Genomic DNA, 19,848 nt, shown 5'->3' with positions numbered 1-19,848 from the left:
GTTGCATGCAAGCATTTGGGCAAGCAGTTAAAACAATCGAGGGATGTACAAGTAATGACATCCCTAAACATTTATTAACCGCAACAGAGCCGTTTATTTTAAAAGGCTTGGCGGCCGATTGGCCTTTGGTTAAAGCTGGATTAAATTCAGCCGCTGAGGCGGATAAATATATTCGGCAGTTTTATCAAGGTGAGCAAGTTGGTGCATTTGTTGGTCAGCCTGAAATAAAAGGCCGTTTTGGTTATAACCAAGATATGACGGGCTTTAACTATCAAAATACTCGCGCCAATTTAACTCAAGTATTAGATAAAATTCAGCAGTATTATCCAATGCCAGAATCACCGTCTGTTTATGTTGGTTCAACTTCGGTAGATATGTGTTTACCGGGTTTTCGTCAAACAAACGATTTGCAGCTAGCTACGCCTAATAAACCTTTAGTGAGTGTTTGGATAAGCAACCGCTCACGCATTTCTGCGCATTTTGATTTGCCTGACAATATAGCTGTGAATGCGGTTGGCAAACGTCGTTTTACTTTGTTTCCACCTGATCAGCTAGAAAACTTATATGTTGGCCCGTTGGAGTTTAACCCTGCAGGTCAGGCAATTAGTTTAGTCGATTTTCACCAACCTGATTTTGCCCGTTTCCCAAAATTTAAAACGGCAATGGAAAATGCTTGGGTGGCAGAATTGGAGCCAGGCGATGCGGTATTTGTACCCTCTATGTGGTGGCACCATGTTGAAAGTTTAACTGGCTTTAACGTACTGGTGAATTATTGGTGGCGGCAATCACCAAACTTTATGGAAACACCTGCAGGTGCATTAACCTATGCACAAATGACCATTCGCGATTTACCTGAAGCACAAAAACAAGCTTGGAAGAATATGTTTGATTATTATGTATTTAGCGATAGAGAACGCGCCGCTGCACATATTCCAGAACATTGCCAAGCATCGGTTGGAAAAATGACAGCGGATATTATTCGGCGCTTACGTGGCATAGTGTTAAATAGATTAAATCGTTAGCAGGTTGAAGGGGAGTTGCGCATATCTGATTGAACAGTTTAAATGTATCAGTTTAGACCTTATCAGATAGACAGCCATGAGCGAGAAGCTGATCTTCACTATGTTTATTTTTTGGCTGTCCATTTACATGTTTCTCGTATAATCAGGAAAACAAGCAATTTGGTCGATTTTATCCTCAAGCAACATTAGCTTTTAAAGCTGAAAGCTTTTTGTAGCAATAAGTTATCCACTATGATAAAAATTCATTAAGTAGAAACTCGAGACGGTTCTCGGCACAAAAACGACCCAATCGCTCGATATTAAAGCCTTAGGTTTACAGGAAGTATCGTGCATAAATGGTTAATCTTAATCTCAAGTTTATCTCTGGTTGGGTATTCTCTTTTTTCATTGTATTTACCATCGATGGTAAAAGATACGACAACCATTCCAGTTAATTATTCCAAATTAGCTGAGGTCGAAGCCAGCTTAGACTCAGCTGATAAGGAAACTCTAATAAGCTTAACCAAAATGATGCTTGAGGATATTAAGTCAGAGCAATATAAAAATACCGATGTTTTAGATTCAACAATTGAGTTTTACAGCTCTTACGATTTTATTTTGTTTGGTTTGTTACTAACTCATCTAGCTCTAGTCTTTGGGTTTGTCTATAAAAGTAAACCTAACAAACGCTTAAACTCCGACAATGTTTAGTTGTCATGGTTTTGGCAAACAACGCAAAAAGCCATGCCAACACATTGCGTGTTAAGCGGGAGTTAGCTGGTCAATTGAGCATTTTTACTATGAAATTAATTGAATTATTGGAAGAGCATTCTGGCGAATTAGGTAAAGGGATTTCATTGAATGCTGTTGACGATTTAGAAACTAAATATTGTATTGCCGATAGAGTTTAAAGAGTTTCTTGTAACGTATAATTATGCTGAAATTTACAGTGATCCTTTATACTGTATAGAGCCACAAATTACAGAAATAGACATTTATACTCAGAATATGCACAAAGAGCATTTCAACAATGGTTTTTTAGAGCTGTTTGCAAATGATATCGATGGAACTATTTATATTCAGCTTAAGACTGGAGCGGTATTCAACTCAACGTTTGAAGTTCCGATTGCACCATCTTTTACAAAATTTGTAGAAGCAATACTAAAGTAAGGCTCAGCTCACAAAGCATTCAAAACGGAACTAAAACAGTGGGTTAAGTTTCGCTTCGCTTCAAAATTATAACCCACTATTTTAGTCCGCTTAGCTTGGCGTTGAGATTGTAGAATTACTCATATTTGGCATTTGGAGTATATAAGGAACGTTTTATATGCCAAAAATGGCGTGTTTACGTGAAATCTAGTTAACTATTCATCTCAAGGTTAGCTAAATTTTACGTAGGAGCGCGCAATTTAATTTTATTTTTACAGACTGGAGTAATTCTACAGTCTCGTTATGGCAATAAGTGCTCAACCGTCACAATGATGCGAAAAATTCCACAATGTAGGTAATAACGAGTTACAATATGAAAAAGTTAAAAAAGAGAATGTTTGCATGAGAATTGATAGTATTTTTCATTATGATTCTGATACTAAGATTAAAATTGATAACGTTAAATTTAATCGATTTAATGTTTTAGTCGGAGTTTCAGGAGCAGGTAAAACTTCTATAATAAATTCATTAATGGCAATTGTTGAAATATTAAAGGGACGTTCGGCTGCGGCTGAAGAATGGTTGATCAAATTTACAGATAATTCAGGTAATAGTATTGAATGGTCGGGTAAATATGCAGATGAGTCAGAAATAGACAAAGATGGTGATGAATCAGCAGAGCTTTTGAATGAACAAATAGTATTAAATGGTGATGTTTTATTAAATAAGTCTGATGGTGAAATCTTTTATGATGGTACTAAATTACCTTCATTGGACAAGTATAAAAGTTTAATATATTTGCTTAGAGATGACTCTAAAATCACTGAGATTCATAAAGCTTTAAATTCAATTATTATCGTAGATAGTAACTCAAGAGGTTATTCAGACCCTCATGCAACACCTGTTTTAAATTCAGCTTTAAATAAAAAAATCAAAAGTGAAATTCATAATAAAGAAGCTTCAATAAATAAGTTATCCACTACACATAATGAAATGAATTGTAGGGAGAGGATTTATTATGCGAAAGCTTATGATAAAAAAAGATTTTCTGATTTTGAATTTTGTTTTTCAAATATTTTTCCTGAAGTAAAACATGTAAAACCTACCGTTGTAAAGGCTATAGTTGATCCAGAAAATGGAATCGAAAAAAGTCTAATTGTAATAGATTTAGAGTTGGAAAATGGCACAAAGGTAAATCAGTTCCATATTTCATCTGGAATGTTTAAGTCTATGATGATTATTTCGGAATTGTTTTTTGGCAGTAGCCATGCCCCAATAATTATAGACGAAGTGGAAAATAGTCTTGGTATTAATTGTTTACCAGACGTTTTAGAAGAACTCCAAATGTCTGAAAATCAAGTGATTTTAACAACACATCACCCTCGTATAATAAACAATGTAGAACCTAATAACTGGAAAATAATAACTCGAAATGGAAGTGACATAGTTGCAAAGGAAGCTGAGCAGATAATTAATTCATCTAGTAACCATGACAAGTTCATTCAGTTAATTAATAGTGCAATCTATAGAGGGAAATAGGTTTGAAGTTGTACTTTTTAGTTGAAGGTGTGTCCTCTGAGATGCAAGTATATCCTGAGTGGATTAAATTTTTCATTCCATCACTTAATTATTTTGATTCATTTGAAGATTTTAAAAGCTGTAGCTCGGGGTTTTTTTTAATTTCAGGGGAAGGATACCCTTCGATTTTGAACCACCTTGAAAATTCTTCAAAGGATATTGTTGATATTGGAGATGTTAATCACTTTTTTATTATTCTTGATTGTGATGAATCTACTGTAGAGCATCGAGAAAGAGAGGTAAAAGAAGGCATAGAAGCTCTCAATTTAGAGCTTAACGCTGAAATTACAGTTATTATCCAAAAACGCTGTTTCGAAACATTCTTGCTGGGAAATAACCAAGCGATTCCAAGACAACCAAATGATTATCCTCTGATTGATTATTTCCGATATTTTAATGTAATAACTGATGATCCAGAGGAGATGGGAGCATTCTCAACGGAGTACACTCATTCACAATTTCACGCAAAATATGCTATTCAAGCACTAAGGGAAAAGCGTATTCGCTATTCTAAATCACGCTGTGATAGTGTAGCTACGTCTGAGTACGTTGAAAAAATAGAACAAAGAGTTAATGACACAGAACATTTGAAGTCTTTTACAAAACTAGCTAACAAATTGAAAGAAATCAATCATGAATTGCCATAACAAGCCGTTTAACAAGGACAAAAAACAGTTCGCTCTTGCTCCTTCGTCGCTATTTTAGCCAACAATTTTTTGCCTGTTAACAGGGCGTTATGTGTCACGGAGGCAGAGTGAGAATCAATATATTCATGTCTGTTTTATATCTAAGTTCGTGCTCTGTTATTGAAGGCCATTGTAGTTTTATGCCAGATTCTAGGATCTGGACAAGGACTCAAGATGTACCGAAATCAATTGAGCAAGACTTTAGCTTATGGTTTAAAAGCCATGATGGAAAATATATTGGCTGCACTTCATCTTCTTTTTCAAACAAATGTTCGGTTGCTCACGCTGTCTATGAAATTAATTCAAATGGGCAATATGTTGCGGATAAACATATAATTTGTGTGCAATGACACATAACAAGAGACTATGGTTTAAATTTCGGTTTAGGCTGTAAAGCGGATCGAACTAATGACTGTTACAAGCTTCCGCTTTTGGCACATATGCGACTATAAGATGTATTTTCGCCCTATTAATAAAAATGACAGAACAAGTGAAATTTATTTAATTAAAGGTGTACAAAGGGCATTGTGCCCTTTGTACAACATGCTACTAAATTTAATCAAAAGTTATAACGAACACCCACTTGGATAGTTTCATCTGGCGTGTTCTCTAACTTAGCACCAACAGATAACCAATCTGTGATAGAAACAAACACTTCAGCAAATTCATAGTTGTCATTTTGTGACCAGCCTTCATGAAAATATCTATTGATACCCAGTTTGTAGTGCACTCGACTGATATTACCGGCTATACCATAATTTAAAATATAGGATTTTCCGTGATACGACTCGTCCCATCTATTATCTTCTGTGTGCCCATATCTAAAGTTGGCTTGAACAAAAGGAATGACATATTGCACAACTTCAAACTTAGTACCTATACCAATGTCAGAAATGTAATAATCAAAATCTTCTTCTGTCCAATATTCAAATGCGCCAGCAAGATACAAATTTTCGAGCATACTGTATTGGCCTGCCACACCATGGCCGTATAAATGGCCAAAGTCATAGTCGCTGACAAAACCAGCGCTTAGCTCGACATAATTAAACTGTTTGTGTTCGTTTGCAAATGCACTACCGGTTAATAATAGGCTGACGAGTGGGAGATAGTTGAATTTCATTTTCGTCCTTAACTTTCGAATGAATGATGTATTTAGATGAGCTGAATCCTAGCGGCGAGAAATATAAAGCATATGCTGATTTTTTCAAGTCAGCTCAATTGTTTGTTGCAGTTTGCAGCCAGCTCAAACAAGACGACTAGGTTGAAAAATTTATTAAAATTTAATCAATTCTTCTTGCAGTTTAAATGATTTACTGGGAAATTATCTGCATGGGCATTTGTTGCCAAAAGAGGAATTGATTATGACCATACGGGTTGGGGTAACCCACCACACGGAATATAACTACGACCGCGCTATTCAATTAGAGCCACATATATTTCGTTTACGTCCTGCACCACACAGCCGCACACCTATTGTTAGTTATTCTTTAAAAATTTATCCTGAAAATCATTTTATCAACTGGCAACAAGACCCTTTTGGTAACTATTTAGCCCGCGTCGTCTTCCCTGAAAAAACCGATAAGTTTTATTTCACTGTAGATGTAGTCGCGGATATGACAGTGATTAACCCGTTCGACTTTTTTGTTGAAACTTATGCGCAGCATTATCCATTTTCCTACCCTGAGCAAACTAAAAAAGATTTAGCCCCTTATCTTGAATGTCTAACGGTCAGTGAACAGTTTGCCGAATTAATTACCGAAGTCAAAAGCAAATATACCAAAGGCGATGAAGTCGCAATTGTCGATTTTGTGGTTAACGCCAATCGCCATATATATGAAATGGTTAAATATGGCATTCGCTTAGAGCCGGGTGTGCAAACAGTTGATGAAACCTTAGAGAAAAAATCAGGCTCGTGCCGCGATTCAGCTTGGTTATTGGTGCAACTGCTGCGTAACTTAGGTTTAGCTACACGCTTTGTGTCTGGTTATCTAATTCAGCTAACGCCTGATGAAAAATCACTTGATGGCCCAAGTGGCCCAGAAGAAGACTTTACTGATTTACACGCATGGGCTGAAGTGTATATTCCAGGCGCGGGTTGGATAGGGTTAGATCCAACTTCTGGTTTATTTGCCGGTGAAGGGCATATCCCACTTGCTTGTACCCCAGAGCCAACTTCAGCGGCACCTGTCTCGGGCGCGCTGGAAATGTGTGAAAGTGAATTTAGTTACTCGAATAAGGTAAAACGTTTGGTGGAAATGCCACGCGTTACTAAACCTTATTCAGAAGCGCAATGGGCAGAGATGAATCAGCTTGGGATTAAAGTTGACCAATTGATGCAACAACAGGGTATTGAATTAACCATGGGCGGTGAACCCACTTTTATTTCTGTTGATGATATGGAAAGCGCCCAATGGAATACCGCAGCCGATGGTGTTGAAAAACGTATTTTAGCGCACAAACTCTTTGTCAAAATGCAGCAAACTTTTACCAAAGGGGCATTTAGCCATTTTGGTCAAGGTAAGTGGTATCCGGGTGAACCTTTACCGCGTTGGCAATATGCCAGTTATTGGCGCAAAGACGGCGAGCCAATTTGGCACAAACCTGAATTATTGGCCGATGTGCATAAAGATTATCAAATAACCGAACAACAAGCGCAGCAGTTTAGTTCAGCACTGGCTGAGCAATTAGGTTTACCAGCACAAGCTATCACCACAGCTTATGAAGATGTGCTTTATCACTTGTGGCAAGAAGGCTGTTTACCGCAAGATCCAAGTCCGAAACAACCTGAATTACTAGATGCCATGAGCCGTAAAGGCTTTTTAGCCAAAATGGAAAAAGGTTTAGATAAACCAGCAGGCTATGTGTTGCCTATTCAGTGGGATTTTGGCCAAAAATGTTGGCAGAGCTGTCGATGGACGTTTAAACGCGAACATTGTTTTTTACTGCCGGGTGATTCACCTATTGGTTATCGTTTACCGCTAAATAGTTTAGGCGCAGCTGCCGAGTTTATTGAACGTGATCCAACTAGCATACCAGCGAGTTTTGACCATGAACTCGGTCAATCTTATACACAAAAACAAGCAGGTTATTTAGGCAGTCAATTACTGAAAACTGCTTTGGCAATTGAAGCGCGAGATGGTCAGTTGTGCATATTTATGCCACCACTCAATCATGTGGAACATTATTTAAAACTAGTTAATGCGATAGAAACAGTTGCAGATAAACTGGCGATCCCTGTGGTGTTAGAAGGTTATACACCACCGCATGACAGCCGTATTGAAAAATTTGCGGTTACGCCAGATCCCGGTGTGATAGAAGTCAATATCCATCCATCTACCAGTTGGTTACAGTTGGTAGAGCGTACACAAACCTTGTACAAATTGGCAAAACAAAGTCGATTAGGCACAGATAAGTTTATGGTAGATGGTCGCCATACAGGCACAGGTGGTGGCAACCACGTGACTATGGGCGCATCAACACCACTCAATAGCCCGTTTTTACGCAGGCCAGATGTGCTACGTAGTTTTATAACCTATTGGCAGCATCATCCTGGATTATCTTATTTATTCTCAGGTTTATTTATTGGCCCAACCAGCCAAGCACCAAGGGTAGATGAAGCACGTGATGAATTATTGTACGAACTAGAAATAGCCTTTGCCCACATGCCACAAGGTGAAGTACCGCAGCCTTGGTTGGTGGACCGTTTGTTACGTCATTTATTAGTGGATTTAACCGGTAATACCCACAGAGCCGAATTTTGTATCGACAAACTGTATTCGCCAGAATCAGCAACTGGTCGTTTAGGCATAGTCGAGTTCCGTGGTTTTGAAATGCCGCCGCATGAGCGTATGAGTTTGATGCAAATGTTGTTGCTGCGCACATTATTAGTTTGGTTCTGGCAAACGCCATATCACAAACCTTTAGTGCGCTGGGGCACAGAGTTGCACGATAAGTTTTTATTGCCCGAATATGTAAAACAAGACATAGCGCAAATTTGTCGTGATTTGCAAACCGCTGGTTTTAATATGCATTTGGCTTGGTTTGAGCCTTTCTTAGAATTCCGTTTCCCGGTTTGTGGTAAACGCGAAATTGACCAAGTGCAGTTGGAATTACGCACCGCAATTGAACCTTGGCATGTATTGGGAGAAGAATCGACCTCAACTGGTACAGCGCGCAGTGTTGATTCATCCCTTGAGCGTGTGCAGTTAAAAGTAAAAGGTTTAGTCGGTGATAGATATATAGTGACTTGTAATGGTCGTCGTTTACCTATGAAACAAACGACAGACAAAGGTGCTATGGTTGCCGGAATTCGCTTTAGGGCTTGGCAGCCACCAAATGCATTGCACCCAACTATTGGTGTGCACGCACCTTTGGTATTTGATGTTTATGACAATTGGACAGGTCGTTCAATTGGTGGTTTTACCTACCATGTATCGCATCCGGGTGGCCGCAGTTTTGCAACTTTCCCGGTGAATGCATTCGAGGCGGAAGGGCGCAGGCTGGCGCGCTTCTGGCAGCATGGACATACACCAAATACTTATGTGGAATGGCAAGAAGATGCACCTGTGTGGCATCCAAGCCAAATGCAATATAGAGTGGAAGCACACGAAGCAATTGCAGATTTTATCGTACCTGCGGAAGAGTCTTTTAATAAAGATTATCCGCATACGCTGGATCTGCGCAGACCTGTGCGCTAGCCATAAATGACTAACGTTTATCTAATTTAGCTCGGTTTGGGCAAACTAGGTATATACTAGAGAGACAGCACTTGTACTACAGCGAATCTCACACAATGTTAGAAATGCCTAGCTGGCTCGCCAGCTATTTAAATGGCTCACATATCCATGATGAAGTGGAGCACCACTGCGGTGGTGACACCACGCATTGGGATGTTCTATTTGCGCGCTTAGCCAATTTAACTGAAAAAGACATTCATCTGCGCAGCAACGAAATTAAACGTTTGTTGCAAGACAGCGGCGTGACCCATACAGGCGCCCAATCTAGTTGGCGGCTTGATCCTATGCCGCTGATGTTGTCTGAATGTGATTGGCAGATTATTCAAGATGGGGTTAAACAGCGCACTCAATTATTGATCCGCACAGCGCAAGATATTTATGGCTCACAACAGTTAATGCTTAACGGTATTTTAGATGCTCGAGCCATTCAATCTTCACCTTTATATATTCGTGAAAAAAACAGCTTCGCGGCAAACGCCAACCCAATCTTTATTGCAGCATTCGATATTTACCGTGATGCAGATGGTTTGTTTAAAGTTAAATCAGACCATCTACAAAGCCCACAAGGTCTAGGTTTATTATTAGAAAACCGCATTATTGCTCGTCGAGTCATGGGCGATGAATTTGCCGAATGTAATGTGCAGCGCATCGCCAACTTTTTCGGTAAATTTCAGCAAAATATTAATGATTTAACCACGGGCTTGCGCGATCCGCGTGTGGTTATATTAAGTAAAGGGCCAGACGACCCTTATTATTCAGAACATGCGTTTTTATCTTCATACATGGGTTACACCCTAGTCAACAGTGCCGACTTAACAGTGCGCAAAGGCAAAGTTTGGTTAAAATCACTGAAGGGGTTACGCAAAGTTGATGTAATTGTGCGCTGGTTAGCCGACAATGTGCTCGACTCACTTGAACAAACTGATTATTCAATTGATGGTATCCCTGGGCTATTTCAAGCTATTCGTGAAGGCAGTGTGCATATAGTCAATCCGGTTGGTTGTGGCATACTCGAAACGCCTCAAGTTAAAAGTAAACTAGAACAAATTTCACAGTATTTTAATCGCCAATCACTGATCTTGCCAGAAGCTCAACCTAGCCCACTGACTGCTGCTGACTTAGATAATTTATTACCTAATTTAGCCGATTACCAAATAGGTCGCTTTTCCCAAGCTGAATTTATGCTGGACGGCGAAAGCCAAGCTGAAAAGATTATGTCTTTGTTTGATGGTTTAACCAGCGAACAAATGGCAGATTATTATTATCTTAAAAAAGCTAAATATAGCAGTGCGCCATTTTGGGATGATCACAATTTAGTCGCTCAACCTATTGTTATGCGCTGTTTTACTTTAGTTTCGGGTAACAATATTGAGGTATTACCATCTGCATTATGTTTTTCAGCAACTGGGATTAAATCAACACCAACAGCTGGTTGGATTAAAGATACTTGGATCCGCAGCAATACCCCACAAACCAGTATTCGCACTTTGCCTAAATTAACCAAAGAGATGTCTGATTTAGCTCTGTTAGATGGGGTAATACCATCGCGCACAGCTGAGAATTTATATTGGTTAGGCCGTTATTTAGAGCGTGGTGAAAACACAGTACGTATGCTTAGGGTGCTTATTGACAGATTCACCGAATTTGCCATTTACCCAGACAGCAACAATAAAGCTATTGTCAGCCGATTAGTTGAAGCTGTGGTTAACCAAGCTGTGGTTTTTCCGTACGCGGAACAAAATATCAGCCAAAGTGAGACTCAGTCGTACATTCCACGTGAAATCGCCAGTCAGCTGTTTGCCGATCAAGAATTCAGCGGCAGTTTAATCAATACATTAAAAGCTTTGAAAAACAGTGCCTTGCAGGTGCGCGAATTATTGTCACTGGATAGTTGGCGCATTATTGATGATATTAATGATGAAATTCGTCGCATCGCAAAATCGCCGGCTTCAGCTTCTACACGTGTGATGCAAGCCACCATTGACCGCATCATAGGCTTTTTAATGGCGTTTAATGGTTCAACCTCTGACAGTATGGCCAATAGCAATGGCTGGTTTATGTTGGATATTGGCCGCAGGGTCGAACGCTCAACACAAATTGCCAGTGTCTGCCAACATTTGTTAGGTCAGTCATTATCGGAAATCGAGCAGCTAAGCATGTTAGAAGCTGTGTTGTCGACCCAAGTGAGTTTAATTACACATAAGCGCCGTTATCGCATGTATCAAAGCACAGAAACAGGCTTGGAGCTGTTGATCTTAGATGGTGATTATCCACGTAGTTTACTTTATCAAGTTGAACAGCTAGCACAGTTGTGCAAATTTTTACCCGACAATAGCGCGCGCGGCATGTTACCAGCGCATGCTAAGTTGCTATTAAAAATGCAAACTCAATGTCACCTAGCCGATAGAGAAACTTTAGCGCTGGCAACAGAAGGGCAACGCATTGAGCTAATTGAATTAATGCAGTCGGTCAAAGTGAGTTTAGAACGATTTGGCGATATGCTGTTATTGCAATATTTCTCACACACTAAAACTGCGACTCCGCTCAACTCTATGTTTGGGAGTATAGATAAATCGTGAAATATACAATCAAACACACAACGACATATAGTTACAGTGAGCCGGTAAATTTATGTCAAAACCATGCGCGCTTAACACCCATAAGCAACCAGTATCAGCAGTGTTTAACCACTGAAATAGTCACATCACCTACTGTGGATTATTTGCAAAGTTTTATCGATTATTTTGGCAATCGAGTGTCTGTGTTTGATATTCCAACCCAACACGAAGTGCTACAAGTTACCGCTATTAGTGAAGTGGAAATTTATAATCGTCAGCAAATTAATATGCTCGGCTGGCAAATGCCTTGGGAGTCTGTAGTACAGGCGTTGGCGAATCCTATTACCCCACAAACGTTAAAAGCTGCCGAATTTACTTTGGTCTCGGCTTTTACTCGCTACCAAGCTGAAATGAAAGATTATGCTTTGCAGTCATTCACGCCAAACCGAGCTATTGTCGAAGCGTGCGAAGATCTAATGGCGCGAATTTTTAGCGACTTTCAGTATGAGTCAGGAGCAACTACAATTAGTACACCACTTGCTGAAGTTTTTGCCTCGAAAAAGGGCGTTTGTCAGGACTTTGCACACTTTGCGCTCGCCTGTTTGCGCAGTATTGGTTTGGCGGGTCGATATGTCAGCGGTTATATAGAAACTTTTCCACCAGAAGGTCAAGAAAAGTTAGAAGGCGCAGATGCAACTCACGCTTGGTTTGCATTGTATGTGCCGGACGTTGGTTGGGTAGATTTTGATCCAACCAATAATGTTTTACCTAATGATCAACATATAACATTAGCAGTTGGTCGGGATTTTGCAGATGTTACCCCACTGAAAGGTATAGTTTTTGGTGGCGGTATGCACCAATTAGCAGTTGCAGTAGATATGAAACGACACGAATAGAGTTTTACTATAAAAGCATAGCGGCATAGAAGGAGTTCGCCATGGCAATTGAGTGGCAAAAATATCAAACCAAACCATTTTATGATGAGTTAATTGGTTCTGATGGTAGAGCAAGAAAACAGTGTGAAATATTAGCGGACTATCTAGCCAAGCTAAAAAAAGATGAGTTAAACACAGCTAAAGCTGCAGCAGACTTTGCTATCAAAGAAATGGGCATAAGTTTTACTGTGTATAGCGAAGGTTCGAATATCGACAGGTCTTGGCCTATGGATATAGTACCTAGGGTGATTTGTAAAAAAGAGTGGCAACAAGTTGAAGCTGGCTTAAAACAACGGGTACATGCGCTCAATTTGTTTATCGACGATTTATATCATAAACAACAAATCATCAAAGATGGCATTTTTCCCGCTGAGTTGTTATCCAAATCAGTCAACTTTCGCAAACAATGTGTTGGCATTAATCCACCAAAAGGCATTTGGGCGCACATTTGTGGCTCTGACTTAGTACGTGATGGCAAAGGGCAAATGTACGTGCTTGAAGACAACTTGCGTGTACCTTCAGGTGTGTCTTATATGATTGAAAACCGCTCAGTGATGAAGCGGGTTTTTCCTGAAATATTTGAGCAATTAGAAATTGCCCCTGTGCATGATTACCCATCCCAGTTGTTTGATATGCTAGCCAATATGTCGCCGCGTAGTGAAGACACGCCAGAAGTGGTGGTGTTAACGCCTGGTATCTATAACTCCGCCTATTTTGAACATTGTTATTTAGCGCAAGAAATGGGCTGCGAGTTAGTTGAAGGCCGCGATTTACTGGTAAAAGATGACGATTGCGTATATATGCGCACCATTTATGGCTTGAAGCGTGTCGATGTTATTTACCGCCGCATTGACGATTTATTCTTAGACCCAGAAGCTTTTAACCCTGATTCAATGTTAGGTGTTGCTGGTTTATTGCGCGCATGGAAAAAAGGCAACGTCGCTTTGGTGAATGCGCCAGGTGCTGGGGTTGCTGACGACAAAGTAGTGTATTCGTTTGTACCAGAAATCATCAAATATTATTTGGATGAAGAAATTAAGTTGCCGAACGTGCCAACTTACAAGTGCATGAATAAAGATGAACTGGCTTATGTGATTGAGCATATTGATGAGCTGGTGGTCAAACCTGCCAATGAGTCTGGTGGTTATGGTTTGATGATAGGGCCAAAAGCGACTAAAAAAGAGCATCAAGAGTGTATTAAACGCATTAAAGCTGATCCGCGCAATTATATCGCGCAGCCAACTTTGAGTTTATCGACAGTGCCAACTTTAGTAGATGACCATGTAGAAGGTCGCCATGTTGATTTACGCCCATTTATATTGTCTAGCGGCGATGATATCCAAGTAACGACAGGTGGCTTAACCCGTGTGGCTTTGGTTAAAGGTTCGCTAGTGGTTAATTCATCACAAGGTGGTGGCAGTAAAGATACTTGGATAGTCGATACGGAGGGTCAATAACATGTTATCAAGAGTGGTTGAAACCCTATATTGGACTGCACGTTATGTTGAACGGGCAGAAAACGTTGCGCGTTTGGTCAATGTAAATAACCTATTGTTGATGGATTTACCTAAAGGTATATCAACCGGCTGGGAACCCATTATCGACATTATTGGCGCAAAAGAAGCTTTTTATCAAAACCATAAAGAGTGTAGTGATAGAAGCGCAATTAAGTTCTTATTGGTTGGTGGGCAAAATCCTTCGTCGATTCTTAATTCAATGTGGTTAGCACGCGAAAATGCTCGCACAGTGCGCGATGTTATTCCACGTGCTGTGTGGGAAGGTATTAACTCGTTATATTTGTATGTAAAAGAAAATCAAAACGAAGGTTTAGGTAAACGTGGTCGTTTTAGTTATTTAAAACATGTTATCGAACAAGCGCACCTAATATTTGGGGCGCTAGATGCAACGATAAACCATGATATTGGTTATCGTTTTATCCGCTTTGGTTCAATTTTAGAACGTGCAGATATGACCACGCGTATTTTAGATGTGCGTTCAGCCAGTCTAATTGAGTCAGATGTTAATCGCCCATTTGAGAATATTCAATGGATCAGCGTATTACGCTCTTTCAGCGCCTACCAAATGTATCGCCAACAAATGGGCATACGCGTCAGGCGCGAAGATGTCCTTGAGTTTATGTTGCACAGTGAAGTATTCCCACGTTCGGTTTTATATTGTTTAAATGAGCTTGAACAGCTGATTAACCCTGTACCTAACTCAGAGCAATTAAACAGTATATTTGAGCAAGCAAAAAAACAGCTGACGCATGCAAATGTACGTAAACTGAAAAATGGAGAGCTACACAAATTTATGGATGATATTCAAATAGAGCTTGCACATGTGCACAGCAAACTGGCTAAGCTGTACTTTTTGAAATAAAGTTTGCTCGCGTGAATATAACAGCCTAATTGACAGCGTAATGTAAGTTTGCAGTTAGGCTATTTTATTGATTAGCAGAATTTAATTTTTATTTTGTGAGCTGGTTATAAAATAAACTGTTTTAGTTCCAAAATGATCTAACAAAAGAAATCAACTCTGGCTACACTGTATAAGCAACAAATGGTTTGTTGTTCATATATTCATTGGTAGCGAAGTGGTCTTCGTTGCTTGTACCAAGAGGATAGTAGTTATGATTTTGTTAGTTGGTGGAGAAAAAGGCGGCAGTGGTAAAAGCTGCTTAGCACAAAACATCGCAGTATATTTAGCCAAAGAAAAAGGCGCTAACGTAATGTTAGTAGATTGTGACCCGCAAAAAACCACATCAGATTGGATCCAAACCCGCCATAGCAGCCCTGAACTTGAATGGATCAGTTGTGTGCAATTGTTTGGTAAAGTTCGTTATGAACTGCAAGGATTTGAACGTAATTACGATTGTGTCATTATTGACTGTGGTGGCCGAGACAGTGCAACTTTGCGTTCAGCACTTTCGGTAGCAACTCACGTATTAATCCCAATGCGTCCAAAACGTCGTGATTTAAAAACTGTCCCGCATGTCGAAGAGCTGATTAATACTTGTAAAATGATCAACCCCAACATGCGCGAAGCTGTGGTTATGACGCAATGTCCGTCATTGCCTAATCAAGCCAATCGAATTCTTGAAGCTAAAGACGTCTGTAAAAGTTATGGTTTAAATGTACTCAATTCAGTGACTTTTAGCCGCAATGTTTATGACGATAGCGAAGAACAAGGCTCTTCAGTGATTGAACAAGATCCGCAAGGAAAAGCCGCTGAAGAAATTCGTTCGATTATTCAAGAAGTGATGAACTTGCCAATTGAGGTAGATGATTATGGGCATGGCCGATCTGAAGAAAACTTGCTCAAAGCCGTATAAGTTAGCTGAATTTGACGTAGATGATTTTATTGATGATGTAGATAACTATACCCACGGACGGCAAAGTTTTATCTTTCCACCACAATTAACTGTGGTAGATGGTAAAAATGACAAAGGGATGAGTGAACTATCTGCGCGTAAAAATGCGACATTTTCGTTGAATATTGATTGCATTGCAGAGCTAAACTTATTAGCTGAAACACATCAGACCAATAAGTCTAAGCTCATTCGCGCCCTGATTAGTCAATTTTCTGAACTGAGTGACAGTGAGCAGCGAGCAATATTGGCCCAGCTATAATTTAGCTCTATTTAATTGTTGTAGTTAACGTGGAAATTTCGATTTAGTGTCGCTTTTTCTATGCCGACTGTGGTTAAATTAGGCATCTTAATTTATGTCTTGAGTAACCAGTGTATGTCAGCAAAGCATCCTATTATTGCGATTACTGGCTCGTCGGGCGCAGGCACGTCAACTACAACTAAGGCGTTTCGCCATATATTTCGTAGTTTCGATATTAAAGCCGCAGAGGTGGAAGGTGACAGCTTCCATCGATTTACCCGTGCTGAAATGGAAGTTGAAATCCGTAAAGCTGAAGAGCAAGGTCGTCATATTAGCTATTTTGGCCCTGAAGCAAATGATTTTGCTTTGCTAGAAGAGCTGTTTAAAACTTACGGCGATAGTGGTAGTGGCCGTTTACGCCGTTATCTACACTCGTTTGATGAAGCAGTGCCGTATAATCAAATGCCGGGTACCTTTACTCCTTGGCAGGAACTACCTGAATCTGACTTGCTGTTCTATGAAGGTTTACACGGTGGTGTGGTTAATGATGAGGTAAATGTCGCTGAGCAAGTTGATTTGCTGATAGGCATGGTGCCTATTGTTAACTTGGAATGGATTCAAAAAATTATTCGCGACACAACTGACAGAGGTCATAGCCATGAAGCTGTGATGGCGTCTATTGTACGCAGTATGGACGACTATATAAATTATATTACCCCGCAATTTAGCCGTACCCATATTAACTTTCAGCGTGTACCTACAGTTGATACCTCTAACCCATTCTCGGCGAAAGATATTCCAAGCTTAGATGAAAGTTTTGTTGTGATCCGTTTTCGAGGTACCAAAGGTGTCGACTTCCCATATTATTTAAATATGATTGATGGCGCTTTTATGTCGAGAGTGAATACTATGGTTGTGCCCGGTGGCAAAATGGGCTTGGCTATGGAGTTGATTATTACCCCGCTAATTGAAGATTTAATGAAACGCAAAGGTAAAAAAATCACCCCTACAGATTGGTTATTGCGCTAGCAAAGGGGATGTAACTGGAAAAATGAGGACAGCTGTTTGCTGTCCTCAGTTATGATTCGCGACAAAGGGGCTTATTCACCTTTATCGGCAGAAGCATGGCGTATGGTATTAAACACATCACCATCAATTAAATCGAAGATCACTTCCGCTAGTTGAGCCAATGCAGGCGATGCAATAAAACGTCCTTCTTCTTTAATGACAATCAGCTCTCTGTCTTTTAACTCTCCAACAAATTGAGTCAAGATAGATTTGTCAGTAAATTCTGGCCCTTTAATATCATGCATTTTTGCTAAATATTTAGCTGCTTCTTGCGCTGTGCGCTCAAGCTCAGAGCGGCTTAATCCATTCGGGTGAGCTTCTAAGGTTTGCAGCACAATAGCGTATCTTTGTAGGGTTTCTTGTGCAATCAAACTAAGCAAATGTAGCTGTAAATATGGTGGTTGAGCATGGTCTACAGCAGACACTTTCTCGCCTTGCAGGTCGATCACTTGGTAATTTTGCATTGTTTGCAAACAATGGTCTATGTGCTTGTTTAATGCTGTTTCATCAACACTAAAGAAGTACTCGTTGCCGAGTATAGGTGCTATCTGCTGAACAACTTGGTAGATTTGTTGTTTGTCAACGCTAGCGTTTTCCAGCAAGATAGCCGCAATGATAGAAGGAATAACGTACAAGTGAATAATGTTATTGCGATAATAACTCATTTCTACAACTTGTTCTGTCGCTATGCCAACCGTAATTTGTTCACCTTTTTCTTCAACAAACTTTTCCATTTTTAATGCGTTGTTGACCAGATCAACAACATTATCTTCTGGCGGCAATGTCATATTGTTAAATGGAGAGTCATTTTTGTGTAAATCTATCAGTAAAGCTAATTGCGACTCTAAATCGTCTCTGAAAAGCGTTTGTTTGTTGGCAAGAGCCAATGTCATTGCGGTTAAGGTCACGCCATTTAAAGCCGCCGCATGGTTGATATTGCGCATTATTTTTTCACTTAAGTCAGTGATGTAACCATTTAACCAAGCTGGTTTAGGTGGGTAATAGGGATCACAATCTTTTTTCCAATCAGCTTGATATTCAGTCATATCTTTATTCAGTTGAATTGGCTGACCGAAATTTACATAACCTCTACCGAAGTGACGTAAATTTTTTAAGATAGAAAATAAATGTAACCATGACTCTTTTTTCTTCTTTTCACCTTTTAATTCACGCAAATAAGTTTTTACTTCCATGACGTGCTCGTAACCTATATATACAGGTACTAAGGTGACTGGTCGTTCAAGATTTCTTAGCATGGTTTGCACTGTCATAGCCAACATGCCGGTTTTAGGTTTTAATAAACGCCCTGTGCGCGAACGGCCTGATTCAGGATAAAACTTGATGGCATAACCTTTACTAATGAGCTGTGCTAAATATTCACGAAATGTCTCTGAATAAAGTTTATTGCCGCGGAATGAGCGGCGGATAAAAAACGCACCGGCACGACGGAATATTGGACCCATAGGCCAAAAGTTTAAATTAACCCCAGCTGCGATATGAGGGGGCACTAAACCTTGATAATAAATTACATAAGTGAGCAGTAGGTAATCCATATGGCTGCGATGACAAGGTACATAGATAAGTTCGTGGCCTTCTTGTGCGAGTTTACGTACAGCATCGCCATTTTTAACTTCAAGACCAGAATAGAGTTTGTTCCAAACCCAAGTCATAATACGATCAAGTAGTCTAATGTGGCTTTCACGATAGTCGGCGGACATTTCGTCTAAATACACTTTTGCTGTTTGCCGGGCTTTTTCGATTGAAATATTTTTACTTTTCGCTTCGTCTTCAATTGCTTTTTTAATCACAGGAGAAGCTAACAACGAAGTTATTAAATTATCGCGTTGCCATAAACGGGGTCCTGCCATAGCAAGACGTTGACGTTGGAAATGAAAACGCGCAACACGTAACAATTTATGGCTGATTTCAGCATCTGAACCATAGTTTTCAACAACATGACGAATGGATAGTGGTTCATTTATTGAAATGAAGTTGTCTCGACCGGAAAATAATACGATAAAGAATTTTTTCAACCAACTAGGTTTTCTTTGGTCGTTGAACAAGGTTTTTATGTTGTTGGTTTCAACACCTGGTGAGCGTCCCCATGCGACAAAACAAGGCACAAGTTTAGCATCTAAATCAGTATTGGTTGTGTGCAAATCCAATACGGTTTGTATTTGGGCTTTTGCGTCGGTTTCACCGGACGATTTTTGTAATACAGGTTGTAATTTATCTAAACACACGTAGCGGCGAAACAGCTGTTCACCAATTTTTACCGGTTTAAATGGGCTAGGTAAACCAGCTTTGCTACAGGCTCGTTTTAACACCAATAAATCGGTTATCGAGTCGTGTTTTAATACATAAAAAATTGGCTGTGTACCACAGTCTTGTGCGAGTTTATCAAATTGGCCTAATACCAATTTTGACTTTGTAAACAAGCGTGTGGGGTATTCAATTAAATAGCTGAATAGCTTTTTGTAGTCAGTCATCTAAGAACAAGTAGAAAAAAATTTGCCGTTATTGTAGCAC

At 39.8% G+C, this 19,848-nt stretch carries 16 protein-coding genes; 14 read left to right on the top strand and 2 right to left on the bottom strand.

All coding sequences use genetic code 11. The annotated features are described in order from the left end of the window. The first annotated feature begins 5 nt into the window (after window positions 1-5). The 6 genes from WSC_RS0113005 to WSC_RS0112980 all read left to right on the top strand — a co-directional run bounded on the left by WSC_RS0113005 (window position 6) and on the right by WSC_RS0112980 (window position 4,375). Window positions 6-1,022: a cupin-like domain-containing protein gene (locus WSC_RS0113005; protein WP_016956371.1), complete on the top strand. Its 1,017-nt coding sequence runs from the start codon at window positions 6-8 to the stop codon at window positions 1,020-1,022. Window positions 1,023-1,349: 327 nt separating this feature from the next. Further along, window positions 1,350-1,712, top strand: a complete 363-nt coding sequence (locus WSC_RS0113000) for a hypothetical protein (RefSeq protein WP_157447283.1) — start codon at window positions 1,350-1,352, stop codon at window positions 1,710-1,712. Between the two features lie 11 nt (window positions 1,713-1,723). Next, a complete protein-coding gene (locus tag WSC_RS0112995) occupies window positions 1,724-1,912 on the top strand; it encodes a hypothetical protein (RefSeq protein ID WP_157447282.1) in 189 nt (62 codons plus the stop codon). After that, complete coding sequence (locus WSC_RS25045) at window positions 1,896-2,171, top strand: hypothetical protein (RefSeq protein ID WP_016956368.1); 276 nt, start codon at window positions 1,896-1,898, stop codon at window positions 2,169-2,171. Before WSC_RS0112995 ends, WSC_RS25045 begins: the two co-directional genes overlap by 17 nt. A gap of 381 nt (window positions 2,172-2,552) precedes the next feature. Further along, a complete protein-coding gene (locus WSC_RS0112985) occupies window positions 2,553-3,689 on the top strand; it encodes an AAA family ATPase (RefSeq protein ID WP_016956367.1) in 1,137 nt (378 codons plus the stop codon). Between the two features lie 2 nt (window positions 3,690-3,691). Next, window positions 3,692-4,375 (top strand): hypothetical protein, encoded by a 684-nt coding sequence (locus WSC_RS0112980; RefSeq protein WP_026016839.1) that lies wholly within the window; start codon window positions 3,692-3,694, stop codon window positions 4,373-4,375. A 598-nt stretch (window positions 4,376-4,973) separates the two neighbouring features. Here WSC_RS0112980 and WSC_RS0112970 read toward each other — a convergent pair. Next, window positions 4,974-5,534, bottom strand: coding sequence for a hypothetical protein (locus WSC_RS0112970; protein ID WP_016956364.1), 561 nt, complete (start codon window positions 5,532-5,534; stop codon window positions 4,974-4,976). Between the two features lie 241 nt (window positions 5,535-5,775). On the opposite strand from WSC_RS0112970, the gene WSC_RS0112960 reads away from it, so the two are divergent. The 8 genes from WSC_RS0112960 (at window position 5,776) to WSC_RS0112925 (ending at window position 17,280) form a co-directional block, all read left to right on the top strand. Then, window positions 5,776-9,111: a transglutaminase family protein gene (locus tag WSC_RS0112960; RefSeq protein WP_016956362.1), complete on the top strand. Its 3,336-nt coding sequence runs from the start codon at window positions 5,776-5,778 to the stop codon at window positions 9,109-9,111. 104 nt (window positions 9,112-9,215) lie between these two features. Beyond that, entirely contained in the window at window positions 9,216-11,729 is a 2,514-nt protein-coding gene (locus WSC_RS0112955; RefSeq protein ID WP_237716309.1) for a circularly permuted type 2 ATP-grasp protein, read from the top strand. Next, window positions 11,726-12,604, top strand: coding sequence for a transglutaminase family protein (locus tag WSC_RS0112950; RefSeq protein WP_016956360.1), 879 nt, complete (start codon window positions 11,726-11,728; stop codon window positions 12,602-12,604). Before WSC_RS0112955 ends, WSC_RS0112950 begins: the two co-directional genes overlap by 4 nt. Window positions 12,605-12,645: 41 nt before the next feature. After that, window positions 12,646-14,100, top strand: a complete 1,455-nt coding sequence (locus WSC_RS0112945) for a circularly permuted type 2 ATP-grasp protein (RefSeq protein ID WP_016956359.1) — start codon at window positions 12,646-12,648, stop codon at window positions 14,098-14,100. Window position 14,101: 1 nt separating this feature from the next. Continuing rightward, a complete protein-coding gene (locus WSC_RS0112940; protein ID WP_016956358.1) occupies window positions 14,102-15,022 on the top strand; it encodes an alpha-E domain-containing protein in 921 nt (306 codons plus the stop codon). 250 nt (window positions 15,023-15,272) lie between these two features. Next, the gene (locus WSC_RS0112935; protein ID WP_016956357.1) at window positions 15,273-15,974 is read left to right on the top strand and encodes an AAA family ATPase; all 702 of its coding nucleotides are present in this window, start codon (window positions 15,273-15,275) and stop codon (window positions 15,972-15,974) included. Then, window positions 15,937-16,272, top strand: coding sequence for a hypothetical protein (locus tag WSC_RS0112930; RefSeq protein ID WP_169315476.1), 336 nt, complete (start codon window positions 15,937-15,939; stop codon window positions 16,270-16,272). Before WSC_RS0112935 ends, WSC_RS0112930 begins: the two co-directional genes overlap by 38 nt. A 114-nt stretch (window positions 16,273-16,386) precedes the next feature. After that, complete coding sequence (locus WSC_RS0112925) at window positions 16,387-17,280, top strand: phosphoribulokinase (protein ID WP_026016838.1); 894 nt, start codon at window positions 16,387-16,389, stop codon at window positions 17,278-17,280. A gap of 71 nt (window positions 17,281-17,351) precedes the next feature. On the opposite strand, the gene plsB is transcribed toward WSC_RS0112925, so the two are convergent. Beyond that, entirely contained in the window at window positions 17,352-19,808 is a 2,457-nt protein-coding gene (gene plsB / locus WSC_RS0112920; RefSeq protein ID WP_016956354.1) for a glycerol-3-phosphate 1-O-acyltransferase PlsB, read from the bottom strand. Between the last annotated feature and the right edge of the window lie 40 nt (window positions 19,809-19,848).

The sequence above is a fragment of the Catenovulum agarivorans YM01 genome, assembly GCF_000281085.1.
Lineage (GTDB): Bacteria > Pseudomonadota > Gammaproteobacteria > Enterobacterales > Alteromonadaceae > Catenovulum > Catenovulum agarivorans.
This window is presented reverse-complemented; position numbering and strand designations above follow the sequence as displayed.